General features: G+C 61.3%; 24 protein-coding genes and 1 tRNA gene. 6 read left to right on the forward strand and 19 right to left on the reverse strand.

Going from position 1 to position 24,122, the window contains the following annotated elements:
* Positions 1-144: 144 nt before the first annotated feature.
* From J2046_RS30610 to J2046_RS30620, 3 genes are all read right to left on the reverse strand, one after another.
* Positions 145-1,767 carry an ABC-F family ATP-binding cassette domain-containing protein gene (locus J2046_RS30610; RefSeq protein ID WP_210058296.1) on the reverse strand — a complete coding sequence of 541 codons (1,623 nt, stop codon included), beginning with the start codon at positions 1,765-1,767 and terminating at the stop codon, positions 145-147.
* Between the two features lie 79 nt (positions 1,768-1,846).
* A complete protein-coding gene (gene tig, locus J2046_RS30615) occupies positions 1,847-3,340 on the reverse strand; it encodes a trigger factor (RefSeq protein WP_210058298.1) in 1,494 nt (497 codons plus the stop codon).
* A gap of 159 nt (positions 3,341-3,499) precedes the next feature.
* Positions 3,500-3,584 (reverse strand) — tRNA-Leu (locus J2046_RS30620).
* A 719-nt stretch (positions 3,585-4,303) separates the two neighbouring features.
* On the opposite strand from J2046_RS30620, the gene J2046_RS30625 reads away from it, so the two are divergent.
* The 3 genes from J2046_RS30625 to trmFO all read left to right on the forward strand — a co-directional run bounded on the left by J2046_RS30625 (position 4,304) and on the right by trmFO (position 6,428).
* A complete protein-coding gene (locus tag J2046_RS30625) occupies positions 4,304-4,450 on the forward strand; it encodes a DUF1127 domain-containing protein (RefSeq protein ID WP_210058300.1) in 147 nt (48 codons plus the stop codon).
* A 260-nt stretch (positions 4,451-4,710) separates the two neighbouring features.
* Positions 4,711-4,854, forward strand: a complete 144-nt coding sequence (locus J2046_RS30630; RefSeq protein ID WP_081952840.1) for a DUF1127 domain-containing protein — start codon at positions 4,711-4,713, stop codon at positions 4,852-4,854.
* Between the two features lie 164 nt (positions 4,855-5,018).
* A complete protein-coding gene (gene trmFO / locus J2046_RS30635; RefSeq protein WP_210058302.1) occupies positions 5,019-6,428 on the forward strand; it encodes a methylenetetrahydrofolate--tRNA-(uracil(54)-C(5))-methyltransferase (FADH(2)-oxidizing) TrmFO in 1,410 nt (469 codons plus the stop codon).
* Here trmFO and J2046_RS30640 read toward each other — a convergent pair.
* The 4 genes from J2046_RS30640 to yajC all read right to left on the reverse strand — a co-directional run bounded on the left by J2046_RS30640 (position 6,406) and on the right by yajC (position 8,668).
* Positions 6,406-6,873 carry a hypothetical protein gene (locus tag J2046_RS30640; protein WP_210058370.1) on the reverse strand — a complete coding sequence of 156 codons (468 nt, stop codon included), beginning with the start codon at positions 6,871-6,873 and terminating at the stop codon, positions 6,406-6,408. The two genes, trmFO and J2046_RS30640, sit on opposite strands and share 23 nt — an antisense overlap.
* Positions 6,874-6,985: 112 nt before the next feature.
* The gene (locus tag J2046_RS30645; RefSeq protein WP_210058304.1) at positions 6,986-7,840 is read right to left on the reverse strand and encodes a phytoene/squalene synthase family protein; all 855 of its coding nucleotides are present in this window, start codon (positions 7,838-7,840) and stop codon (positions 6,986-6,988) included.
* A 1-nt stretch (position 7,841) separates the two neighbouring features.
* Positions 7,842-8,228, reverse strand: coding sequence for an Mth938-like domain-containing protein (locus J2046_RS30650; protein WP_210058306.1), 387 nt, complete (start codon positions 8,226-8,228; stop codon positions 7,842-7,844).
* Between the two features lie 92 nt (positions 8,229-8,320).
* Positions 8,321-8,668 (reverse strand): preprotein translocase subunit YajC, encoded by a 348-nt coding sequence (gene yajC / locus J2046_RS30655; protein WP_037151367.1) that lies wholly within the window; start codon positions 8,666-8,668, stop codon positions 8,321-8,323.
* Positions 8,669-8,866: 198 nt separating this feature from the next.
* On the opposite strand from yajC, the gene J2046_RS30660 reads away from it, so the two are divergent.
* The 3 genes from J2046_RS30660 to J2046_RS30670 all read left to right on the forward strand — a co-directional run bounded on the left by J2046_RS30660 (position 8,867) and on the right by J2046_RS30670 (position 10,895).
* Positions 8,867-9,739: an ATP-binding protein gene (locus J2046_RS30660; protein ID WP_233470400.1), complete on the forward strand. Its 873-nt coding sequence runs from the start codon at positions 8,867-8,869 to the stop codon at positions 9,737-9,739.
* Positions 9,740-9,986: 247 nt separating this feature from the next.
* Positions 9,987-10,571: a TetR/AcrR family transcriptional regulator gene (locus tag J2046_RS30665; protein WP_210058308.1), complete on the forward strand. Its 585-nt coding sequence runs from the start codon at positions 9,987-9,989 to the stop codon at positions 10,569-10,571.
* A 36-nt stretch (positions 10,572-10,607) separates the two neighbouring features.
* Entirely contained in the window at positions 10,608-10,895 is a 288-nt protein-coding gene (locus J2046_RS30670) for a YciI family protein (protein WP_210058309.1), read from the forward strand.
* Positions 10,896-10,981: 86 nt separating this feature from the next.
* On the opposite strand, the gene J2046_RS30675 is transcribed toward J2046_RS30670, so the two are convergent.
* From J2046_RS30675 to J2046_RS30730, 12 genes are all read right to left on the reverse strand, one after another.
* Positions 10,982-12,559 (reverse strand): peptidoglycan DD-metalloendopeptidase family protein, encoded by a 1,578-nt coding sequence (locus tag J2046_RS30675; RefSeq protein WP_210058311.1) that lies wholly within the window; start codon positions 12,557-12,559, stop codon positions 10,982-10,984.
* A 159-nt stretch (positions 12,560-12,718) separates the two neighbouring features.
* Positions 12,719-13,360 (reverse strand): protein-L-isoaspartate(D-aspartate) O-methyltransferase, encoded by a 642-nt coding sequence (locus J2046_RS30680; protein ID WP_411828571.1) that lies wholly within the window; start codon positions 13,358-13,360, stop codon positions 12,719-12,721.
* An 8-nt stretch (positions 13,361-13,368) separates the two neighbouring features.
* Positions 13,369-14,139 (reverse strand): 5'/3'-nucleotidase SurE, encoded by a 771-nt coding sequence (gene surE / locus J2046_RS30685; protein WP_210058315.1) that lies wholly within the window; start codon positions 14,137-14,139, stop codon positions 13,369-13,371.
* Complete coding sequence (gene serS, locus J2046_RS30690; RefSeq protein ID WP_210058317.1) at positions 14,139-15,419, reverse strand: serine--tRNA ligase; 1,281 nt, start codon at positions 15,417-15,419, stop codon at positions 14,139-14,141. Before serS ends, surE begins: the two co-directional genes overlap by 1 nt.
* A gap of 51 nt (positions 15,420-15,470) precedes the next feature.
* Entirely contained in the window at positions 15,471-16,295 is an 825-nt protein-coding gene (gene tatC, locus J2046_RS30695; RefSeq protein WP_210058319.1) for a twin-arginine translocase subunit TatC, read from the reverse strand.
* A complete protein-coding gene (gene tatB, locus J2046_RS30700) occupies positions 16,292-17,005 on the reverse strand; it encodes a Sec-independent protein translocase protein TatB (RefSeq protein WP_210058321.1) in 714 nt (237 codons plus the stop codon). The genes tatC and tatB overlap by 4 nt, the downstream gene beginning before the upstream one ends.
* Positions 17,006-17,038: 33 nt before the next feature.
* Complete coding sequence (locus J2046_RS30705; RefSeq protein ID WP_210058323.1) at positions 17,039-17,251, reverse strand: twin-arginine translocase TatA/TatE family subunit; 213 nt, start codon at positions 17,249-17,251, stop codon at positions 17,039-17,041.
* Positions 17,252-17,291: 40 nt separating this feature from the next.
* Complete coding sequence (locus tag J2046_RS30710; RefSeq protein WP_411828572.1) at positions 17,292-18,392, reverse strand: ABC transporter ATP-binding protein; 1,101 nt, start codon at positions 18,390-18,392, stop codon at positions 17,292-17,294.
* 50 nt (positions 18,393-18,442) lie between these two features.
* Positions 18,443-19,135 (reverse strand): SMC-Scp complex subunit ScpB, encoded by a 693-nt coding sequence (gene scpB, locus J2046_RS30715; protein ID WP_233470403.1) that lies wholly within the window; start codon positions 19,133-19,135, stop codon positions 18,443-18,445.
* Positions 19,136-19,155: 20 nt separating this feature from the next.
* A complete protein-coding gene (locus J2046_RS30720) occupies positions 19,156-20,001 on the reverse strand; it encodes a segregation and condensation protein A (RefSeq protein ID WP_210058329.1) in 846 nt (281 codons plus the stop codon).
* Positions 20,002-20,019: 18 nt separating this feature from the next.
* A complete protein-coding gene (nagZ, locus tag J2046_RS30725; RefSeq protein WP_210058332.1) occupies positions 20,020-21,036 on the reverse strand; it encodes a beta-N-acetylhexosaminidase in 1,017 nt (338 codons plus the stop codon).
* 79 nt (positions 21,037-21,115) lie between these two features.
* Positions 21,116-24,103 (reverse strand): SPOR domain-containing protein, encoded by a 2,988-nt coding sequence (locus J2046_RS30730; protein WP_210058334.1) that lies wholly within the window; start codon positions 24,101-24,103, stop codon positions 21,116-21,118.
* Positions 24,104-24,122: the final 19 nt, after the last annotated feature.

Consider the following 24,122-nt stretch of genomic DNA (forward strand, 5'->3'; position numbering starts at 1 on the left):
TCGATTCACGATAGATGATGGGGCTTCGGTGTCGGTATAGGTTGGGTGGGAAAGCCATGCCGCTCGTGATCTCCCCCCTTGGGGGAGATGCCCGGCAGGCCAGAGGGGGCGGACACGGCACGCCCTCTCCTGAAAGCCGGTCACTTAACTCCGCAAACCCGGCGCCTCGTAGCCCGTCCGCTCGACATATTCCGTATACCCGCCGTCATAACGGTGGATGCCGTCGGGCGTCAGTTCGAGCACGCGATTGGAAAGTTCGGCGAGAAAATGCCGGTCGTGGCTGACGAACAGCATCGTCCCCTCGTATTCCGAAAGCGCCCTGATCAGCATTTCCTTGGTGTCGAGGTCCAGGTGGTTGGTCGGCTCGTCGAGGACCAGGAAATTAGGCGGATCGAAGAGCATCGCGGCCATTACCAGGCGTGCCTTCTCGCCGCCAGACAGCACCCGGCACTTCTTCTCCACGTCGTCACCGGAAAAACCGAAGCAACCGGCGAGCGTGCGCAAAGCCCCTTGGCCCGCGCGCGGAAACTCGGCCTCCAGCCATTCGAAAACCGTGAGATCCCCATCAAGCAGGTCCATTGCATGCTGGGCGAAATAGCCCATCTTGACGCTGGCGCCCACCGTCACGCTGCCCGTATCCGGTTCGGTCGCGCCGGCCACCAGCTTCAAGAGCGTCGACTTGCCGGCGCCGTTGATGCCCATGATGCACCAGCGTTCCTTGCGGCGGACCATGAAGTCCAGCCCCTCGTAGATCGAACGACTGCCGTAAGCCTTGTGAACGTTCTTGAGGTTCACGACGTCCTCGCCGGAGCGCGGCGCCGGCTGGAATTCGAAGGCGACCGACTGTCGGCGCCTGGGCGGCTCGACACGCTCGATCTTGTCGAGCTTCTTCACCCGGCTCTGCACCTGCGCGGCGTGACTGGCGCGCGCCTTGAAGCGCTCGATGAATTTGATCTCCTTGGCGAGCATCGCCTGCTGGCGCTCGAACTGCGCCTGCTGCTGCTTTTCGTTCTGGGCCCGCTGCTGTTCATAGAAGCCGTAGTCGCCGGAATAGGTCGTCAGCGACCCCGCATCGATCTCGATGATCTTGTTGACGATGCGGTTCATGAACTCGCGGTCGTGCGATGTCATCAACAGCGCACCATCATAATCCTTCAGGAAATCTTCGAGCCAGATCAGGCTTTCGAGATCGAGATGGTTCGACGGTTCGTCCAGCAGCATCACGTCGGGGCGCATGAGCAGGATGCGGGCGAGCGCCACGCGCATCTTCCATCCGCCCGAAAGCTTGCCGACATCGCCATCCATCATCTCCTCGGTGAAGCTCAACCCCGCCAGCACCTCGCGGGCGCGGCCTTCCAGTCCGTAACCGTCGAGTTCCTCGTAACGGGCCTGCACCTCGCCGTAACGCTCGATGATGGCCTCCATCTCGTCCATGCGGTCCGGATCGACCATGGCTGACTCGAGTTCGCGCAACTCGGCGGCGACGACACTTACGGGACCGGCACCGTCCATCACCTCGGTGACAGCGCTCACGCCCGCCATCTCGCCGACGTCCTGACTGAAATAGCCGATGGTGATGTTCTTCTCCGTCGCGATCTGTCCTTCATCCGGCAACTCCTGCCCGGTGATCATCCGGAAAAGCGTCGTCTTGCCGGCGCCATTCGGACCGACGAGGCCGACCTTTTCGCCGCGGTTCAGCGCCGCGGAGGCTTCGATATAGAGAATGCGGTGGCTGTTCGATTTGCTGATGTTCTCGATGCGGATCATGGAAGGACTTCATTCGTTCACGGCAATAAAAAAGCCGGATCGTCTCCGACCCGGCTTTCCTATCTCTTGTCTGCGAAATTTATTCGGCGCTGTCTTCAGCAGCCTTCTTCTTCGGCGCAGCCTTCTTCTTCGGAGCGGCAGCTTCCTCGCCTTCGGCCGCATCAGCAGCCTCAGTCTTGGCGGCAGCCTTCTTCGGAGCGGCCTTCTTCTTGGCCGGCTTCGCGGCGGTTTCGCCTTCTTCGTCTTCGGCGAGCAGTTCTTCCTTCGTCACCGTCTTGTCAGTGACATTGATTTCGGAGAGCAGCTTGTCGACGACCTTTTCTTCGAAAATCGGCGCACGCAGCGATGCGGAAGCACCCGGCGTCTTGCGGAAGAAGTCGAGGATTTCCTTCTGCTGGCCCGGGAACTGCTGGAGCTGAGCATAAAGAGCGCGCTGCATTTCCTCCTCGGTCACCTCGACGCCAGCCTTTTCGCCGATCTCGGAGAGAACGAGGCCGAGACGAACGCGGCGTTCGGCGAGCTTGCGGTATTCGGCGCGGGCGTCTTCCTCGGTCGTGCCTTCATCCTCGAAGGTCTTGCCGGACTGCGAGAGATCGGTGTTGATCTGGCGCCAGATGTTTTCGAATTCCGCATCGACCAGGCTCTGCGGGGTGTCGAACTGATACATCTCGTCGAGCTGGTCGAGAATCTGGCGCTTCACCTTCTGGCGGGTGACGTTGCCATACTGGCTTTCGATCTGGCCGCGGACGATCTCCTTCAGGCGATCGACGGATTCGATGCCGAGCTTCGTGGCGAGCTCATCATTGATCTCGATGGCGGCCGGAGCTGCAACGTCCTTGACGGTAATGTCGAAGGTTGCTTCCTTGCCAGCGAGGCTTGCCGCCGGATAGTCGGCCGGGAAGGTCACGGTGATCTGCTTCTCATCACCGGCCTTGACGCCAACCAGCTGATCTTCGAAGCCCGGGATGAAGCGGCCGGAGCCAAGAACCAGTTCGGCATCTTCGGCAGCGCCGCCGTCGAAGGCTTCGCCGTCGACCTTGCCGAGATAGTCCATGGTGACGCGGTCGCCTTCGGCAGCCTTGCCCTTCTTGCTCTCGTAGGTGCGGGCGCTTTCGGCGACCTTCTCGATCTGCTCGTTGACCTCGTCTTCGGTGACTTCGACGACTTCACGCACGACGGAGAGACCGCTGATCGGCTTCAGCTCGATCTGCGGGATGACCTCGTAGGAGACCGTGAATTCGAAATCGGTCTGGGCGTTCAGGATCTTCTCGGCTTCAGCCTCATCCTCGGTCATCGTGACCGACGGCTGGGTAGCGGACTTTTCGCCGCGATCGGAGAGGATCTGGGTCGGGCGTTCGTTGACGATCTCCCTGACCAGGTCGGCCATGATCGACTTGCCGTACATCTTCTTCAGATGCGCGACCGGAACCTTGCCCGGACGGAAACCATTGATGCGGACCTTGTCCTTGGCGTCGGCGAGGCGCTGGTTGAGCTGCGCTTCCATATCCCGCTTCGGGATAACGACCTTGATTTCGCGCTTCAGCCCTTCAGCGAGCGTTTCGGTAACCTGCATTTTTAAACCTTCATATCGTGGCGGCGGTGCCCAAATATCTGGCGTCTACAGCCGTAGTTTCAGTGAGCACATCGCCGGAACTTCAAAGAGACCAGCCGCGGCTTTGCGGAGCGCATGTCGTCCAGCCGAAAGCGGCTCCGACCGCACTCCCGGCGGTTCTGGTGCGGGTAGAGAGACTTGAACTCCCACGCCTTGCGGCACCAGAACCTAAATCTGGCGTGTCTACCAATTTCACCATACCCGCGCCCCAAACCGCGTCGAAAATCCTCGTGGCCAGAGGCCTTCCGGAGCGCGCGTCTCTATATCACCCGTTTCAGCCCACGCAAAGGAAAAATGACGCTTTTTTGGCGCTTCCGGAAAAGCCGGGTTTCCAGCAGCGGAAGCAGACCGAAACCGGTTTGAGGAAGATCAATAACTTTTTATTAAATTCGAATATGCATACTTAAAGTCGCGAGCAATGGAAGCCATGCATCAGTCGCATGCCATCCATTCGGATATTGCACTGCACAATGACAGCGCAGTCTCATAATATGCAGATACAGAGATTGATTGGAACCGATTTCGGTCTCTCTGGTTCGGGCGGTCTGGCACCCGCCCTGAAAGAATGGTGCCCTCGGGATTGAACCCGTGACAAGAATTCGGGCCACGCACTCCTCCTCCCAGCGTAAGCCCGATGGGACTGGCGACCTCCTCCTCCCAAATCGCCAGTCATTACAAATGACGCCCACCGGACCTCCTCCCCCGGTGGGCGTTATTTTTTGCTCAGCAGCATCGAGCCTTGCAAACTTGCCTATGATTTACCCAGGGAGCCCTTTGGTTAATCGTTTCGTAATGCGCAGGACGCATAGGTGGCATACGTAATGAGCGCTGTTTCTTTTTGCGGCGCAACATATATTAACGGTCATGAGATCGAAGTCAGCGCCGAATGGGCTGCTGGCAAGGACCCGAGAAAAGGACATGACCATGAACATCGCACAGAAGATCAGCAGCTGGCGCAAGTACCGCGAAACTGTCAACGAGCTCGGTCGCATGACCGACCGTGAACTTAGCGACCTCGGCATCGGCCGCGCCGACATCCGCCGCGTCGCTCGGACCGCAGTCGGCTTCTAAGCCGCTCTACATATTCGCGTCAGCGACCTTTGGAAAGCGCCTCCTCCGGGAGGCGCTTTTCGTTTGTGCCCGGAAATTTTACGCCTCAAGCACCTGCCCACTTTTCAAGCTGAGCCGGAAAATTCATCAACCCCCTGCACATTTGCATGGCAGTCGCACATTTTTTGCACTGCACTTTCTTATTATGCGGTTGTATAAGACAGTCATCGCTGATGCCGAGACAGAGCGTCAGGACAAAGATGAAATTTGAGGAAACAACCATGAACCCGATCCGTATCGCTAAGAACTGGATCAGCTACCGCCGCACGATGAACGAGCTTGGGAATCTTTCCAACCAGGCCCTCAACGACATCGGTCTGACCCGGTACGACATCCGCCACATCGCGGCCCGTTCTTTCCGTTAATCCGCTTCTCGCAGGCGGACCCGCGCGGTATCACGCCGCTGCGGCGAGAGGAACAAGTCCGGGAGAACATCCAAGGACGTATCAAAGGCACCTTCTGAGGTGCCTTTTTGATTCCGGCCCATTTTTGATTCCGGTCGAGCAAATGGCGTGATATTGAGCCGGCCATGAACACGAATTCTCTCTCCCCTATTCATGTCGTTGGCGGCGGTCTGGCCGGTTCCGAGGCCGCCTGGCAGATTGCATCGGCCGGTATTCCGGTCATTCTCCACGAAATGCGCGGCGTGCGCGGCACGGACGCCCACAAGACGGATGGCCTGGCCGAGCTTGTCTGTTCGAATTCCTTCCGGTCGGACGATGCAACGTCCAATGCGGTCGGCGTCATTCACGCGGAAATGCGGCTCGCCGGTTCGCTGATCATGGCCTCGGCCGATAGGAACCAGGTGCCGGCCGGCGGCGCACTTGCCGTCGACCGCGACGGTTTTTCGGGCGCCGTCACCGAAGCAATCGAAAAGCACCCGCTGATCACCATCGTGCGCGAGGAAATCCAGGGCCTGCCGCCCCGAGAATGGGATCTCGCGATCATCGCGACCGGTCCCCTCACCTCGCCGGCCCTCGCCGCGGCGATCCAGAGCGAGACCGGCGAGGATCAGCTCGCCTTCTTTGACGCGATCGCGCCGATCGTGCATCGAGATTCGATCGACATGGACATCTGCTGGTATCAGTCGCGCTATGACAAGATCGGTCCCGGCGGCACCGGCAAGGATTACATCAATTGCCCGATGGACGAGGCGCAGTACAATGCTTTCGTCGATGCGCTGATCGCCGCCGATACGGTGGGCTTCAAGGAATGGGAGGGCACACCCTATTTCGACGGCTGCCTGCCGATCGAGGTGATGGCGGAGCGCGGCCGCGAAACCCTGAGGCATGGGCCGATGAAACCGATGGGCCTTACCAATGCCCATAATCCGACGGTCAAGCCCTATGCGGTCGTGCAGCTCCGCCAGGACAATGCGCTCGGCACGCTTTACAATATGGTCGGTTTCCAGACGAAGCTGAAATACGGCGCGCAGGTCGACGTCTTTCGCCTGATCCCCGGCCTCCAGAATTCAGAATTCGCGCGTCTCGGCGGTCTGCACCGCAACACTTACATCCATTCGCCGGTGTTGCTCGACAGGACGCTGACGCTGAAAAGCCGGCAAGGCCTACGTTTTGCGGGCCAAATCACCGGCTGCGAAGGTTATGTGGAAAGTGCCGCGATCGGGCTGCTCGCCGGCCGTTTCGCCGCCGCCGAACGCAAGGGTGAACCGCTTGTTGCCCCACCAGCCACAACCGCCTTCGGCTCCCTGCTCGGCCATATCACTGGTGGGCACCTGGTTTCAGAGGACGAGCCGGGCAAGCGCTCCTTCCAGCCGATGAATATCAATTTCGGGCTTTTCCCCGAGCTGGAGCCGGGCTCGATCGTCAGGCCGGAAGGCGTCAAGCGTTTCCGCGGCAAGGACAAGACGATCGTAAAGCGGCAATTGCTCTCCGCCCGTGCGCTCAGGGACTGCGCTAGCTGGCTCGGTCCGGAGTGACGTTTTCGGCCGGGGCCTCCGCCTCGGCTGGCGCCTCCGCAATCTCATCGATCTCGCGATCCGTGACGCTGACGTAGTTGTCAAGCAGCCAGAGGGAGACTTCGGCTGCCTCCTTCTCTGTCGGGAAGACGAAGGTGCCGTTCTGGGTTGGCGCATCGAGAAACTCGACGCTGAAACCCTTGGCGTTCGGAAGGGGCGTGACACGCACACGTCCCGGCTCGATCAGATGGCAGGCATAGTGGTTGCGTCGGCTGCGCATGAAGCCGGCCTTGTTGTCGTGCAGACGCACGAAGATCGCCTCACCATCCGCCGTGACATGCAGGCTGCGGATCGCTTCATTGGGAAAGGCACGGCCGAATTCCAGGATTGCCAGACCGGTATCGTGACGATTGCCTTCGGTGCGCTCCCCGCTGACGAGTCGGGTCACGTAATAGGCAAGCCCCATCAGGAGCACGAAGATGATCGACCAGACGATGATGGGGCTCACATCGCTTCTCCTTTGATGGGCCTACCTCCGCCTTCTTTAGCCTGCGAGGCTTGTGCGAATTTGGTGTCCGTCAAAAACGGCGGCTGACCGCTGCTTTCAAAAGGCGGAGCTGACGCCGCCATTGTGGAGATTGCAGGGGCGTATCTAGCACAGCCGCGCCTGCCCGCACGGCCTGGCGCAGAACAGGTCCGGCAAGCGCCACCGGCAGGAAAGCCGGTAACACGGAGGCCGGAACGGGACCTGCCTTTCGCGCCCTGGCCAAATGTTCGAGCCCCAGCCCGGCGAAAGCCTCGATGGCAGCGGAGATACGCGGCTTGTCTTCGCCGTCCAGGAACGTGTCGCGGTCCAGTCCAGTCGCCGAGAGAATATCGAGCGGCAGGTAGAGCTGGCGGCGGCGGCGATGGATCGGCATCAGCAGCAGGAAACCTGCAATCGCCTGCGCAACACCGGCATGACCGGCCGCTTCGGCTGAACGGGCGGCATCGTCGGCGCTGAGGATCAGGCTCGCGAGCTGGATCAGCGCCGAAGCCGTCTCGCCGGCATATCCTTCGAGCGCGTGTCTGTCGGTCAGCGGGTCGTCGTAAAGATCGAAGATACGCGCTTCGATCATATCGACGAAGGTCTGGCGCGGCAGACGGTACTTCTCGATTGCGCCGAGCAATTCGACGGCCACCGGATTGCCGCCGCTGTCGCCGTGGGCATTGCCTTCCAGAAGGTCGCGCCACCATTGCAGGCGGATCTCGCCCGGCAGCGGTTCCCGCACCACGTCGCGCACGCGAGCAATCTCGGCATTGAATGCATAGAGCGCGGCCAGCGCGCCGCGCTTGTCTTCCGGCGAGAGGAGGCAGGCAAGATAGCGGTCACGATCCGTCTCGCGGAGCATGGCGAGGCAGGGATTGGAGGTCTGTTTCAGACTTTCAGCCATATCAGACTGCAATCAGTGCAGCCGCCACGGCGCGCGATTCGGCCAGCATAATATTGAAGGTGCGGACCGCGGCCCCGGTGCTCATCGGATCCGATGTGATGCCTCTCGCCTTTAGCGCGGCTTTCAGATCGGCGGGGATCGGCTTCAAATTCTGGCCGGAGCCCACCAGCAGGACTTCGATTTCGCCGGATTCGGCAAGCACCTTGGAAAAGGCCTCAACCGTCAGCGGATCGCCCTCCTTCATATCCCAGCCATAGATGCCGGATGGCAAGCAGAGCAATGAGCCGCGATGCGACATATCGGCAAAGCGAAACCCGCCGTTGCCATAAGCATCGATGGGAGCGCGACCGGGAAAATGGGCTTCGCGAATTTCGATGCCTTTCGCCATGGTCGAAAGCTTTCTTGAGAAAGTTTCGGGCCGGACGATCCGGCCCTCGGGACGTTCAACGGATTTGCGGCAACCGCGTTCCGATTGTCCGATCAGGCTTCGGTCTTGACCGGCTCGCCCTTGACGCGGACTTCCGCAATATAGGCGCGCATGGCGCGGATCTTCACACCGTCGGCGATTTCGACTTCCAGTTCGGCGTCGTCAATGACCTTCGTGACCTTGCCGGTAATACCGCCACCGAGCACGACCTGATCGCCGCGGCGGATGTTGGAAAGCGTCTCGGCACGCTTCTTCTGCTGGGCGCGCTGTGGCCGGATCAGGAAGAAGTACCAGACCACCATCAGCGGGGCGAAGAGGAAAAGCATTTCAAGGCCGGAGCCGAATGCCGAGCCTCCGGGTGCGGCGCCTTCGGCCTGGGCGAATGCTTCGGTAATGAACATCAACAACTCCTAAGATTACCGGAGACGTCGAAGCCCCCGTTTCAAGCCGCCGGAATATAGTTGTGATAGACTGGAATGCAACAGAAACACGCCTTCCCAGTACCAAATCCACGGCTCTCAGGCTTTTGATCCACAAACGAGCGTGTTACCGCACCGGAAAAACGGCTCCAAGCGGGCCGACAGGACCGGAGAAACATCATGAGCGACGATTTCAATACCCTGATCCTGGCCGAGGTCCGCAGGCTGGCGGATGCGCTGGAGCGGCTTGCCGGCCCGCCGCCCGCGGTCAACGACTGGAATGCGGCCGAGTGCTTCGTGTGGGTGCCGGCGAACCAGCACCTCCAACCGGTCCCGCGTCCGAACCGCGTGGCGCTGAAACTGATCCGCGGCGTGGACCACGTGCGCGATATCCTGCACGAGAACACCCTGCGCTTTGCCGAAGGCTTCCCGGCCAACAACGTGCTTCTCTGGGGGGCGCGCGGCATGGGCAAATCCTCCCTCGTCAAGGCGGTCCATGAAGACGTGCGGGCGGCGACCGGCATTTCGCTGAAGCTCGTCGAGGTACATCGTGAGGACATCTCCTCGCTGCCGGACCTCCTCGATATCCTGAAAACCTCCGGACGCCGGGTTATCGTCTTCTGCGACGACCTGTCCTTCGACCATGACGACACCGCCTACAAGTCGCTCAAAGCGGCGCTCGACGGCGGTATCGAAGGCCGCCCCGACAACGTGCTCTTCTACGCCACGTCCAACCGGCGCCATCTCCTGCCGCGCAACATGATCGAGAACGAGCAGTCGACAGCGATCAACCCTTCCGAAGCCGTCGAGGAAAAGGTGTCGCTTTCCGATCGATTCGGGCTCTGGCTCGGCTTCCACAAATGCAGCCAGGACGATTACCTGACGATGATCGACGGCTATGCCGATTATTTCGATCTCGGCCTCGACCGTGAGGTGCTGCACGCGCAAGCGCTCGAATGGGCGACGACGCGCGGGGGCCGCTCCGGCCGTGTCGCCTGGCAATATATCCAGGACCTCGCCGGTCGGATCAGGAAGCCGCTGGACCGGAACTAAACCGGGATTTCCACAGTTCGCCAAGCCGGTGAGATCTCCTGCCGAGCGGGAAACCCTCTCCGGTCATTGCCGACCGTTGCGTCGATCGCCGATGCCCCAGGCCGTTCGGGCGGTCTTCCCACATGTGCGGCTTGACTCTTCTAGGTCAATCGTCCTAAATTGCCTAGGACAATTGACCTATAGCTCTCACAGCGATGCGGGGCCGAAGTGAGTCAACGGTATATGCCGGAGGAGGAGAACGGGCAGCATGAGCGCAGCGGATACACGCCAGGAAATTGTGGACGCTGCCGACCGGCTCTTCTACGAGCAGGGTTTCGAAGCCACGTCGTTTGCAGACATCGCATCGGCCGTGAATCTCTCGCGCGGCAATTTCTATTATCATTTCAAGACAAAGGATGAAATTCTCGGTGCCGTGATCGCCCTGCGGCTGGCCAATACGCGGCAGATGCTCGAGGCATGGGAGACCGAGGGCAGAGAGCCGGCGGACCGCATCCGTTCATTCATCCACATCCTGATCATGAACCGGGTGAAGATCATGGCTTACGGCTGCCCGGTCGGCACGCTCTGCAGTGAACTCGCCAAGCTCGACCATATCGCCAAGGAAGAGGCGGCCAAGCTCTTTATCCTGTTTCGCGACTGGCTGGCGCGCCAGTTCGCAGCCTTCGGCCGGGAAACAGACGCCGAAGCACTTGCCATGCACATCCTCATGCGGAGCCAGGGCGTTGCGTCGCTCGCAACGGCTTTCCACGACGAGAGCTTCATCCGGCGCGAAGTCGAAGACATGTGCGACTGGCTGGAGGCGCTGCGCCCACACGAAACCGTTCAATCCTAAACCACATAGAACCATCAAGCCTGAAAGGGGCTCAGCATGTTCATCGTCACGCTCAGATTTTCAGATAGCAAAGCGAAAGCTCCGCAATTCATGGAGGGCCACAATGACTGGATCAAACGCGGCTTCGAGGATGGTATTTTCCTGTTGACCGGAGGCCTTCAGCCGAGTCTGGGAGGAGCGATCCTTGCGCACCGGATATCACGCAGCGAACTCGAAGCAAGGGTTCTGGATGACCCGTTTGTGGCTGAGGGTATCGTGAGCGCTGAAATTCTCGAAATCGCACCGGGCCGCACCGACGAACGGCTGGCTTTCCTGAAGGCATGAACGACCGCCTGCTGCTTCACGCTCCCAAGACGAAAAAAAGCCCGGCACTGCCGGGCTTTTCTTCATCCCCCTTGAGACGCACTACTCTATTCAAGGTAGGTGACAGGGTTGACCGGGGTGGCGTCCTTGCGCACTTCGAAATGGACCTGCGGACGCTTGGCGTCGCCGCTCATGCCGGAGGCGGCGATCGTTTGGCCACGGGTGACCTTCTGACCGCGGGCGACGTTGATGCTGCCGGCATGGCCATAGACTGTGACCTTGCCATCATCGTGGCGAACGAGAACCGTGTTGCCGAGCTGCTTCAGGCCGTTGCCGGCATAGATGACGACGCCGTTCTCCGCAGCCTTGATCGGCGTGCCTTCCGGTACCGAGATGTCGATGCCGTCATTGCGGTTGCCGTCGACATTCTGGCCGTAACCGGCGATGACTGCGCCATTGACCGGCCAGCGATACTTGCCGATGCCGGTGGACTGGGGAGCCACGGCGGCGACGTCCGCCTTCTTCTCGACCTCGGAAACGGAAGCCGTTTCGACTGGCGGCTTTGCGGCAGCCGGAGCGGACGCCTGGACAACCGGGGCGACGGCGGCAGCCGCAGGCTTCGGCTGAGCCACGGGCTTTGCCGCCGATTGCTGCGGAATGGATGCCGTCTTTAGCGTATCGGCGGAGCGTGCTGGTGCACCCTTCGCCACCTTCAGCGTCTGGCCGATACGAATATTTCCGGTCGTCAGGTTGTTGACCGCCTTGAGCTGATCGACCGACGTGCCGGTCTCGCGAGCGATTTTTGTAAGGGTGTCACCCGGCTTGACCGTGTAGGTATCGCCAAGCGGCTTGCCGCCTGCAGGAGGCGTCAGCTTGGCAGGTTCGGCAAGCGCCTTGTCCCGTGACGGCGTCGGCAGAACGGCAACCTTCTGTTCAGGTTCACGCGCGGGGGCCGGAGCCTTGTTCTGCAAGTCGATATCGCCGGCTGCGGTCTTGGCGGAGTTGGGAGCCGTCCCGAATGTCGGGATGATGACGGCCTGGCCCGGAGCGAGCGACCCGCCATTCGCCTTCAGGATTTCCTTTTCCGGCACACCATAGCGCCCGGAGAGCGTCGAGACGGTTTCACCGGGCCTCAATGTCACTCTCGGCGCGTTGACGGTGGACCAACCCGACATGGGCTTCACGGTTCCGGTCGTGAGATTGTCCGTTTTTGAGGCAACCGCAGACGGAGCGGCCAGCCTCGGCGCGCTCGACCGACCACCTGGGAACGGCTGCGCCAGGGCTTCCTGACGGCTCACAGGATCGCGGACGGCGGACGGAGCGGAAAGCTCGGAACGCTGGACGGAAACAGGAGCGGAGGCAACGCGGGCAGGAGAAGAGTAACCGCCGGAATTACCCGGATAGGGTTGAGCCATCGCAGCGCCACGCGAACCATAATCGTTCTGCGGGATCGGCGGCAGGTTCTGGCCGGAACCAAGGTCGGCCTGCGGCGTCGGCGCCTGACCGTAGGCCCCTCCCCCCTGGCGCTGCGGAATGGACGCCGTCGTGATATTGTCGGAATTCGAGAAGAGGCCCGAGAAGCGTGTCGCATCCGAGCTGCACCCTGTCGCCGCGCTGGCGAGAAGCACTGCCACGGTAAGCTTGACAGTGGATTTTCCGATTTTCGGAGAACTCTTGAAACGCATGACTCGACCTACAGATACGCAACCATCGTGTAGGTGATTAAAACCCGTTAGTCTTACCGTCGGGTTAAAGCACGCGTCTTGCTCCAAGATTTTTGTCAAATTGATAACCATGACTCCCGGAAGGCTTCCGCGTCACGGCAAACATGGCTGTCTTCGGGATCAAAGCGCCGCCGCGATATGCGGCACGATCGGGAGATACGGGACGGTAAAGAGGTCTTCCCGTTCGAATCGGCTGCCGGTCTTGGTCAGCCTCAGCATCATGCAGGTTTCGTCATCGATCATAAGCGGTGCAATCATCGAACCGCCGTGAGTCAATTGCTCGGCATAGAATCGCGGCAGCGATGGAAAGGCGGCGGTGACGAATATGCGGTCGAAGGTCCCCTCGCCAGCCATGCCGTTACTGCCGTCTGCTTGGCGCACCACAACATTGCGCAGCCCCAGCGTATCCAGTCGGCCCTGAGCGGCTGCCACCAGCGTGCGGTAACGCTCGACAGTCAGCACCCGCTCGGCAATACGCGCCATGACCGCAGCGGTAAAGCCGCTACCCGTGCCGATTTCGAGCACGCGATGGCCGGGCTTCACCTGCAGGCGGTGGAGCAGCCGAACCGCCAGATCGGCTCCCTCCATGAAGGAACCGCAGTCGATCGGCACTGTCCGGCTGGAATAGGCTTCGTCTGCGAACGGAGCCGGGACGAATTGCGAGCGTGGCGTCTGCTCAACGGCCGTCAGAAGGTCCAGGTCGGAAATACCTTCCGACCGAAGGCGTAGCACGAGCGCCGCAAATCCTTCTTTTTCGACCATGCCCGATTTCAATCGGTCGCTCCGAATCCCAATGCTTCTGCCAGTCGATCCTGAACCGAATGATCGGTCAGGTCCAGTTTCAGCGGCGTCACGGAAATCTTGTTTTCCTTCAGCGCCTGAATATCGGTACCATCGCGGAAGTGCCCCTTCCGGTCACCGAAGCGCAGCCAGTAATAAGGCAGGCCGCGGCCGTCATGGCGGGCGTCGATCGTCAGGCCGAAATCGAGCTTGCCCTGGGACGTCACTTCGACACCCTGGACATCTTTCGGGTCGCAATTCGGAAAGTTGAGGTTCAGGAACGTGCCGTCAGGCAAGTCCACATCGGCAAGCTTGCGGATGAGATCGGGCGCATAAAGCTCGGCCACTTCCCAAGGAGCAAAACGGCCGTTGTCCCGGCGCACGGCCTGGCTTAGCGCAAGCGAACGGACACCCTGCAACGTGCCTTCGATCGCACCCGCGATCGTGCCCGAATAGGTGACGTCATCTGCCATGTTGGAACCGTCATTGACGCCCGAAAGCACGAGATCCGGTTTTTCCGGCAGAATTTCGCGGATGCCCATGATCACGCAATCCGTCGGCGTGCCCCGCAGCGCAAAATGCTTTTCGCCAACTTTTCGGAGCCTGAGCGGCTCGGACAGTGTCAGCGAATGGGCAAGACCGCTCTGGTCGGTCTCCGGCGCGACGATCCAGACGTCGTCCGAAAGCTGCCTTGCGATGCGCTCCAGCACCGCCAGACCTTCGGCATGAATGCCGTCATCGTTCGTCAGCAGGACCCGCATCAGGCGCGCTCGATCTTCTTGATTCCGCCCATATACGGCAAAAGAGCGTCCGGAATTGAGACGGAACCATCCTCGTTCAGGTAGTTTTCCATGACTGCGATCAGGCAACGGCCGACAGCGACACCCGAACCGTTCAGCGTATGGACGAATTTCAGGTTCTTGTCGTCCTTCACCCTATAGCGGGCATTCATGCGGCGTGCCTGGAAATCGCCGCAGACGGAGCAGGACGAGATTTCGCGATAGGCGTCCTGGCCCGGCAGCCAAACTTCGATGTCGTAGGTCTTGCGCGCGCCGAACCCCATGTCGCCGGTGCAAAGCGTCACGGTGCGAAAATGCAGGCCGAGACGTTTTAGGACATTCTCGGCGCATTCGGTCATCCGCTCATGCTCGGCGATCGAGCTTTCGGCATCGGTGATCGAAACGAGCTCGCATTTCCAGAACTGGTGCTGGCGCAGCATGCCGCGCGTATCGCGGCCGGCCGAGCCCGCCTCCGAACGGAAAGACGGCGTGAGTGCGGTGAAGCGCAGCGGCAGCTTCTCCTGCTCCAGCACTTCGCCGGAAACGAGGTTGGTGAGCGTCACCTCCGCGGTTGGTATCAGCCAGCGGCCGTCAGTCGTGCGGAACAGGTCCTCGGCGAACTTCGGCAGCTGGCCGGTGCCGTACATGGCTTCGTCGCGCACCATCAGCGGCGAGGAGACCTCCGTATAGCCATGCTCGGTCGTGTGCATGTCGAGCATGAACTGGCCGAGCGCGCGTTCGAGCTTGGCGAGCTGGCCGGTCAGCACCGTGAAACGGGCGCCGGAGAGTTTTGCGGCGCGCTCGAAATCCATGAGCCCGAGCGCTTCGCCGATCTCGAAATGCTCTTTTGCGGCATGGTTCCAGCGCGGCTTCTCACCGACGAGGTGCTTGACCACGTTGTCGTGCTCGTCCTTGCCGACCGGCACGTCGTCGAGCGGAATGTTCGGAACACGCGACAAGGCATCGTCGAGGGCGGCGATGGCTTCGCGCTCCTCCTGCTCGGCAGCCGGCATCGTGTCCTTGATCTCGGCGACCTCGGCCTTCAGCTTCTCGGCGAGCTCGGTGTTCTTCTGCGCCATGGCCGCGCCGATCTCCTTGGAGGCGGCATTGCGGCGGGACTGCATGTCTTGAAGCGTCTGGATGACGGAGCGGCGCCTGTCGTCGAGCGCCACGAGATTTGCCGCCATGGGCTCGGCGCCGCGCTTCTTCAGCGCTTCATCGAGAGCCCCTTCGTTTTCACGGATCCACTTGATATCGAGCATCGTCCCTTGCCTTCAAAGCGAAACGCCGCGTGCCCGGCGGGAGACGGAAACTCAAGCCTTTTCCGTCTCGGCGACGCTCGAAGAGTCCTGTTCTGCGAGAACCTCTTCAGCACGTTTGCGCTCCACGAGTCGCGCGGCGTAGATGGAAATCTCGTAGAGAAGGATGGTCGGCAGCGCAAGGCCGATCTGGGACATCGGATCGGGCGGCGTGAGTACCGCAGCGACCACAAAGGCGATGACGATCGCGAACTTGCGTTTTTGCCTTAGCCAATCGCTGGTGAGCAGTCCGACACGGGCAAGCAGCGTGGTGACGACCGGAAGCTGGAAAACCAACCCGAAGGAAAGTACCAGCGTCATGATCAGGCTGAGATATTCCGACACGCGCGGCAGGAGCGAAATGCCGAGTTCGCCTTCGCTCGGCGCCTGCTGCATGGCCAGGAAGAACCACATGACCATGGGCGTGAAGAAGAAGTAGACGAGCGCGCCGCCCGTCAGGAACAGGATCGGCGAAGCAATCAGAAAGGGCAGGAAGGCCCGCCGCTCGTTCTTGTAGAGACCGGGAGCGACGAACTTGTAGAGCTGTGAAGCAATGACAGGAAAAGCGATCACCAGCGCACCGAACATCGCCACCTTCACCTGAGTGAAGAAGAATTCCTGCGGCGCGGTGTAGATCAGTTCCGACTTCGCAAGGTCGAGTCCGGCCCAGACGACCGCCCATTTGTACGGGATGACCAGCAGGTTGAAGAGCTGCTTGGCAAAGTAGAAGCAGATCACAAAGGCAATGAAAAATGCGCCGATCGACCAGATCAGCCGGGTGCGCAGCTCCATCAGGTGCTCGATGAGTGGCTGCGGCTTGTCTTCGTAATCACCGCTCATGCGTCGCCCTTCTGGGTATCGGTCTTCTTTGGTGCACGCTTGCGGACCGATGTCTTCGCGGCCGCCTCTTCCGTGGCCTGAGTGACCGGGGCCTCAGTAACCGGCGCGGACTTCACCGAGCGGCTGCGTTTCGGTTTTTCAATCGCAGCGGCTGCCGGAGCCGAGACATCGGTAGCGGATTTCGCCCTGGTCACGGTCTTGCGCCCAGCCTTCGGCTTTTCGGCGATGGCGGCAGGCGCCACGACCTCCGGCGCGGCCGGAACCGGCGTCAGTGGCCGACTTGTCGCGGGCGCCGGGGCCGATGACGGCTCGCTTGCCGGAACGTCCGGCACGGCTTCACCTGCGGACGAGCCCTCAACAGCCTGCTGTGCCTCGGCATCGACCTTGGCTGCAGCGGGATCCGTCACTTGCGTCGCCTTCTGCAGATCGGCCTTGATCTCCTGCCCCATCTGCCGGAGCGGATTGATCGCGTCGCGCAGGGCATTCGTCGGATTCAGACGCTGCGCGTCCGAAATTGTCTTGCGGACATCGTCAAGTTCCGATTCTCGCAAGGCCTCATCGAACTGCGTCCGGAATTCGCCAGCCATCTTGCGCAGATTAGCCGTCATCTTGCCGAACGCCCTCAACATGGGCGGCAAGTCTTTCGGACCAACAACGACAATCAGGATGATTGCGATGACGAGTAGCTCGGTCCAGCCGATATCAAGCATGCTAATGAGGCTCCTGAAACCCTAAACCCGATCTTAGGACCGGCCGGTTTCCTTGACCTCGTCAGGCTTGTGATCGACAGTCTTCGCCGTCGTCGCGTCCGGGGCGTCGTCGTCAGTCATGCCCTTCTTGAAGCTCTTGATGCCTTTTGCGACGTCGCCCATCAGCTCCGGAATCTTGCCGCGCCCAAAGAGGACGAGCACGATGACCAGAACGATCAGCCAATGCCACACACTGAAAGAACCCATAGTTCAACTCCATTAGATCTGTTTAATCGATGTAAGCTCTTTATGATGCTTTTTCAAACACCAAAATATCCTCGATAAGTACCGTTATCGAGACGTCATTGACCCCGGTCGGCAAGCGGTCCGCGCGGATGCGCGCGCGGATCGGCTCCTCGATGCCGGGAACCGCAAGCGTCAGGAATTCCACCACCCCCAGAAACCGCCTTGAAAGGACACGAGCCGGGATCGCCCCACCCGCCGGCATGACATCAACGTCGGACAGGCGGACTGCAACGGAGACCTCTCTGCCCTCACCGAGGTCACCGGCGGATACGTTTCCAAGCGGCGTTGCCACTCTACCGCTCCTAACCACGCCGTCGAACTCATTGAGTTCCGAGAAGAAACCAGCGGAAAACAAGCTGGAGGGCCGACGATAGAGGTCATCCGGCGTACCCACCTGCACCAATCGACCATCCTTCAGAAGCGCGATCCGATCGGCCATCCGCATCGCCTCTTCTGCGTCATGCGTGACGACGATCGCAGTCGCGCGGCTTTCCTTCAGGATCGTCAGTGTGTCGGCGCGTATGGCATCCTTTAACCTGGAATCGAGGCCGGAAAAGGGCTCATCCATCAAAAGCACGCCCGGTCGTGGAGCAAGTGCACGGGCGAGCGCGACGCGCTGCTGCTCGCCACCGGAGAGTGCATGGGGGTATTTTTCCGCATAGTGCGACAAGCCGACGCGCCGCAAAGCCGCCCCGGCCTCCGCAATCGCCTCCCTGGCTGTAAGCGCCGTCAGGCCGAAGCGGATATTCTCCAGAACCGTCATATGCGGAAAGAGCGCAAAATCCTGGAACATCAGCCCGACGCCCCGCTTTTCCGGCGGAAGAAACACGTCCGGGCCGGCCACTTCCCGACCATCGATGGTAACCCGGCCATGGCTCTGCGCCTCGAGGCCAGCGGCAATCCTGAGCAGCGTCGTCTTGCCCGAACCGGAGGGACCGAGCAGGCACAGGACCTCGCCCGGCTCGGCCGTCAGCGAAATGCCGCGGATCGTCTCCTTGCCGTGATAGGCATGGCGGATGTCCTCAAAGGTCAACCGCGAGGCGAACGTGACGCTGACTTTCTGTCTGGTCTCCTTGGTGGCCGACTGTGCCGATTTCATCATATTCCTGCCCGCTCGCACCCGCCAAGCCGGGCCTTCAAAGAAATCTGACGCTATTCCTCCGCTTCACCGCCCGGTGTCAAGAGGCCGAGCTCTTCGAGGTCGAGTTGCGTAATCGGGTCCTCGTCCTCCGTAAGCTCCTCAACATCCTGCGGGATCGGAATCGCAAAGCCCGGTGGAATGCGGCCGGACAGGAGACCCGCACCCTTCAATTCTTCGAGACCGGGAAGGTCGCGCAGTTCTTCCAGGCCGAAATGATCGAGGAAGTCCGTCGTCGTACCGAGCGTCACCGGTCGGCCCGGAGTACGGCGACGGCCGCGGAAACGCACCCAGCCCGCCTCCATCAGTACGTCAAGCGTTCCTCTTGAAGTCTGCACGCCGCGGATTTCCTCGATCTCGGCGCGTGTCACAGGCTGGTGATAGGCGATGATGGCGAGCACTTCGAGCGCTGCACGCGATAGTTTCTTTGCTTCGTCTTCGTCCTTGCGGATGACGAAGGAGAGATCGGCCGCCGTGCGGAAGGCCCAGCGATCGCCCGTCCTGATGAGATTGACGCCGCGCGGCGCATAAGCGTCCACCAGCCGCCGCATCACACCCCCGATATCCGTGCCGCGTGGCAAGCGTTCGGTGAGAAAAGCCTCCGAAACCGGCTCGGCGGAGGCGAAGACCAGTGCTTCCGCGATCCGCTCGACATCCGTCAACGGAAGATATTCAGGCCCGGCCCCTTCCACCACCGCAACCGGCAGATCGTCGTCCTCTTCAGGCGTCAATCGGCGCCTCCCGTGACAGACTGCGGCATAGGCCGCCTGCCGGACGCCTGCCCCTTGCGCAGATAGATCGGTTGGAAAGCGCCCTCCTGGCGGATTTCAAGCTTGCCCTCACGCACCAGTTCCAGCGAAGCGGCGAAGGCACTGGCTGTCGCAGTCACCCGGTCCTCCGGGGGAAGGTAAGGCAGGAGATAATGCTGCAACGCCGTCCAGTCGGCGATCTCGCCGAGCATGCGGGTCAGCAGGTCGCGGGCATCGACCAACGACCAGACCTTGCGCCTCTCGATCGTGACCTGCGTGACCGCGTTGCGCTGCCGGAGGTTCGCGTAAGCCGACAGCAGATCGTAGAGCGACGCGTCGTAGGCGGACTGGACGTGATGCGGAATATGTTCGGGCGCGCCGCGGGCGAAAACATCGCGGCCAAGCCGATTGCGGTTAATGAGGCGGGTCGCGGCTTCCCGCATCGCCTCCAGGCGCTTCAGGCGAAAGGCGAGCGTCGCCGCCATTTCCTCGCCGCTCGGGCCATCGTCGCCCTTGGCCTGTTGCGGAATGAGAAGCTTGGACTTGAGGTAGGCAAGCCAGGCCGCCATGACGAGATAATCGGCGGCAAGCTCGATGCGTACCCTCCGGACGCTTTCGATGAACTGCAGATATTGTTCGGCCAGCGCCAGGACGGAAATGCGGGAAAGATCGACCTTCTGGTTTCGGGCAAGATGCAAAAGCAGGTCGAGCGGGCCTTCGAAACCGCCGACATCGATCACCAGGGCAGGCTCGTCCGTCGCCCTTTCAACGCCCTGCCAGAGCTTGTCCATCGGAATGGCATTCTGCGATGTAACCATAGCCATTCCCTTATCCCTTCCGCCTCAGGAAGTGGCGAGCAATCCATGAAACTCTGGCCGGATCACGTCCTCGTCGGCGCCGTCGCCCGGTCCGAAGGCGGCCTCCACCGCCTTTGCGCGCCTCAGCGCCTCGCCGGCAAGCGGGATAGCCTCTTTCACCACCGCCTTCATTTCCTCCATGACGCCGTTGCAATGCAAGACGATATCGCAACCACCCCCAACTATCCTCGCGGCACGCTCACCGATCGTGCCTTTCAACGCGTTCATCGACGTGTCGTCGGACATCAGGAGGCCGTCGAAACCGATATGCCCGCGAACGATCTCCTCGATCACCTTGCCGGAAATCGTGGCCGGTTCGTTCGGGTCGATCGCCGTAAAGACGATATGGGCGCTCATCGCCATCAATTCGTCCTTCATCGCCGCGAAAGGCAGGAAATCGTGCGCTTCAAGCTCGGCACGCGAGGCGGTGACGACCGGAAGCTCATGATGGGAATCCGCCATGCCGCGGCCGTGGCCAGGCATGTGTTTCATGACCGGCAGCATGCCGCCGGCCTTCAGCCCTTCGGCCGCCGCCTTGCCCATCTCGGCCACCGCCTGGGGATCATAGCCGTAAGCGCGGTCGCCGATGACGTTGCTCGCCCCTTGGACCGGTACATCGAGAACCGGCAGGCAGTCGACATTGATCCCGAATTTCATGAGATCGAAGGCATGCAGACGCGACATCAGCCAGGCTGCGCGCAGGCCCTTGGCACGATCCTGCCGGTAGAGTTCGCCGAGTACCGCGGCGGACGGATAACGCTCGATCGTCGGCGGGCGGATACGCTGCACGCGGCCGCCTTCCTGATCGATCAGCACCGGCGCATCCGGCTGGCCGACGCTGTCGCGCATCGCTGCCACGAGATCGGTGATCTGTGCCGGCTCGATGCAATTGCGGGCGAAGAGAATGAAGCCCCAAGGCCGCTCGTCCCTGTAAAGCGCGATTTCGTCCGGAGTGAGGGTCGGGCCGCTCGAGCCCAGGATCATTGCTTTTGATTCGCTCATGGTCCGATCTTAGATGATTGGCTTGAAACGAAAAACGGGGCGCTGGACGCCCCGTTCGATCGCTTTCGATGGCAGGTTCCTATCGGGCAACCAGGCAGTTCCCGCCCGCTGCCCGATATTTTTCGCAGAGCGCCACGGCATCATTCTTGCTGCCGGCCGGAATACGGACACGGTAGAATGTCCCCTTGCCGGCGATTTCGGCTGCCTTGATGTCGACGCCGCGGCCACCGATCACACCGGCATATTTAGCCGACAGGTTCTGATAGGACTTCTGCGCCTCGGCCTCGGACGGCAGCGAGGCGATCTGGATTAGATACCCGCCAGCGCCGACCGAAGCACCCTGGGCCGACGTGGAAGCCGGTGTTGCGACTTGCTGGTTCGACGCGCGGACATTGCCCTGATCCGTCACGGCAGCGACCACATTGACCGGCTGTTCCGCCGGGCGTGCGATCGGAACCGGAGCCCGGATCACCGGTGCGGGATCCGAGGCTTCAACCGGAACTTCCGGCGCTGCAGCAGGCTCGACCGGAGCCGCTTCGACCGGAGCCGGTGTGCCGGCCGGCGCTACCGGGTCCACCTTCGCGACATCGACCGGCTCGGCTGCAGGAGCCTGCGTGGAGACCGGAACGATGCCGGCCGCTCCGGCGCTGGAAGCAGCGGGAACCTGAGCGGGAGCTACGGGAATCGAGGCCGCCGCGGGCTGAGAAGCGGCGGCAACATCCACCGGCTTGGTGCCGGCTGCCGGCATTTTTTCAGGCGCAGCGAGCGCCGGCGCCGCGACTTCCTGTTCCACCAACTTGCCATCCGGACGGACGATCATCGTCTTCACCTTGCGCGGCATGACCGTTACCGGCTGCTGCTCGGCAGGTGCGGCCGCCTGTTCGGGCTGCTGCGGCAGAAGGCGCGGATCGTCGGTCTCACCGACCTCCGTCGCTTCGATCTCGTTTTCCCCTTCGAGCGGCAAGGTATCGGGCATCAGGGTCTTCTGGACGACGTCGACCGGCTCTTCGTTGGAAGAAATCAGCGTCTCCTGCTTCGGTTCCTGCGATGCGACACCCGCTACCCGGTCGTAGACAGCCTTGTCCTGGTTGGGAACGGTCTTGCCGCCCGGATTTTCCGGGGCGACCTTCACCGGATCGGTGTCGGCGGCGATGACGACCGGCTCACCGCCCGAAACGGCGTCCGATATGCCGCTACCGAGCCAGGCATAGGCACCGACGCCGCCAAGAACGACGACACCGGCAACAACCAGCGGAACGGCCCATTTCTGCATGACGGAGCGACGCGCATTTTCCACTGTCGCAAGATAATCGGTTTCAGCGTATTGCAGCTCTTCATGCTCTGCCGGTGGCAAAGGAGTAGCAAGGCTGCGTCGGAAATCCTCCTCCAGCGCGCGCTCGAAATCGTCAAGATCGCCGCTCGACGGACGATTGGCTTGAGTCCTGCGCTCTCCTCCCGCCTGCACCGAGGCCGCTATGTCGATTTCAGGCTTCCGGTGTTGCGCGGTATCTGCCTTGTCCGGCGTCATCAGAAGCGTCGCCAGTTCGGCATCGATATCGAGGTCGTAGTCCGGACGATAGACTGCCGGCTGCTCCGGCTCTTCAGCCGGCAGCGAGGGTACGTCAAGCTCGGCGATCGCCTCAACCTGATCTTCGGAATCGGCAATCTGGGCAGGGTCAAACGGTAAGTCGGCGAACAGCTCGACCTCTTCGACAGCCTCGGCAGACACTGTTGCGGCAGCCGCCGCGGCAACAGGTGCAATAGGTGCAATCCGCGCGGCGGGCACTTCGAGCTTGGCAGGTGCCGCTTCGGCAGCTTTCGCAGCGGGTGCCGCCGTAACCTCTGGCTGCTTGTTGGTTTCCGCCACGACGATATCAGCGAGATCGAGTTCGAGATCATCGAGGGCAAGCTCGAATTCCTCGTCGGAGAAAGGATCCTTCTCTTCGACGAGCGGTATCTCGGCCACCGGAGCTTCAGCAGCCGGCGCGACAACTGCTGACGCCACAACGGATGCTTCCGAGGCCTTGTTGACGACTGGGGGTGCAAGCGGCCTGGCCTCTGACGGCAGTTCATACCGCTGGACGTCGTAGATCAATTCATCAAGCTCAGAGAACCGATCAGGCGCTGACGCTGGTTCAGCTGTGGCAACGGGAGCTGGAGGGACAGACGCGGCAGGAACCTCCTCTGTCCCGGCCGTCAGATCAGGAACCGGGGAGTCTACGGCAACCTCGGGAACAAGAGCTTGCTCCCGTGCCGCGGCCGGAAAGTCCTCTGGAGCTTGCACATCGAAGGCGTGCCCAGTCGGTTCCGGCGCGACCGGCTCCTGCCTGGGAGCAGGCGTCGGCGCCTGTGCAAAATTGAAATTGGCGAGCGGCATGCGGAAACCCGGAGTATATCCTCGGGCTTTCGGTTCCGGCTTCACCTCCGGCTCATTTTCGACAACCTGTTCGCCCATGGAGCTTTCCAGCTCCGCAGCAAGATCGAATTCCTCGATGAGCTGCTCCGCAGGCTCTGCGAACGAAGCAGACGCCGCAACCGTGTTGTCGGGCACATCGGCAATCGGCTCAACGGAATTGACGTCCAGAGCCGGTCCGGCCACGGGCTGAGAGGCATCCACCGCCTCGACCGCGAGCAGCGGCTCCTCGTCACCGAAACCGAAATCGTCACGGTCGCGCATGTCGCCCCTGGATGGCGGGAAATCCGGCGACAGTTCCGTAACACTCGGCTCTGCGGGGATGAAGTCCGGCTCCTCAAGCTCCACCGGCGGGCCGGAAATGGAAACAGCGGGGGCAGGTTCGACCGAAGCATATTGTGCGTCGTCCAGCGTGATATCCTGGACAGGATCGAGACGGGGCGCATCATAACGTTCGAACTCGCGAAGAAGCTCGTCTTCGAGGTTGATCGTCGTTTCGTCCTGCGGCGCGGGCGCCGCAGCAACCGGCGCCGCCGGTTTCGGGACGGGCCGATCCTCGTAACCTACGATGCGGGCGAGTTCTGCCAGCGGGTCGTCATCGGCAAAGAAATCCGGGAAATCATTCCGGCTACGCACAAGGTTGTTATCTGCCATTACCTCGTCCACTCACCTA

The organism is Neorhizobium petrolearium (genome assembly GCF_017873175.1).
GTDB lineage: Bacteria > Pseudomonadota > Alphaproteobacteria > Rhizobiales > Rhizobiaceae > Neorhizobium > Neorhizobium petrolearium.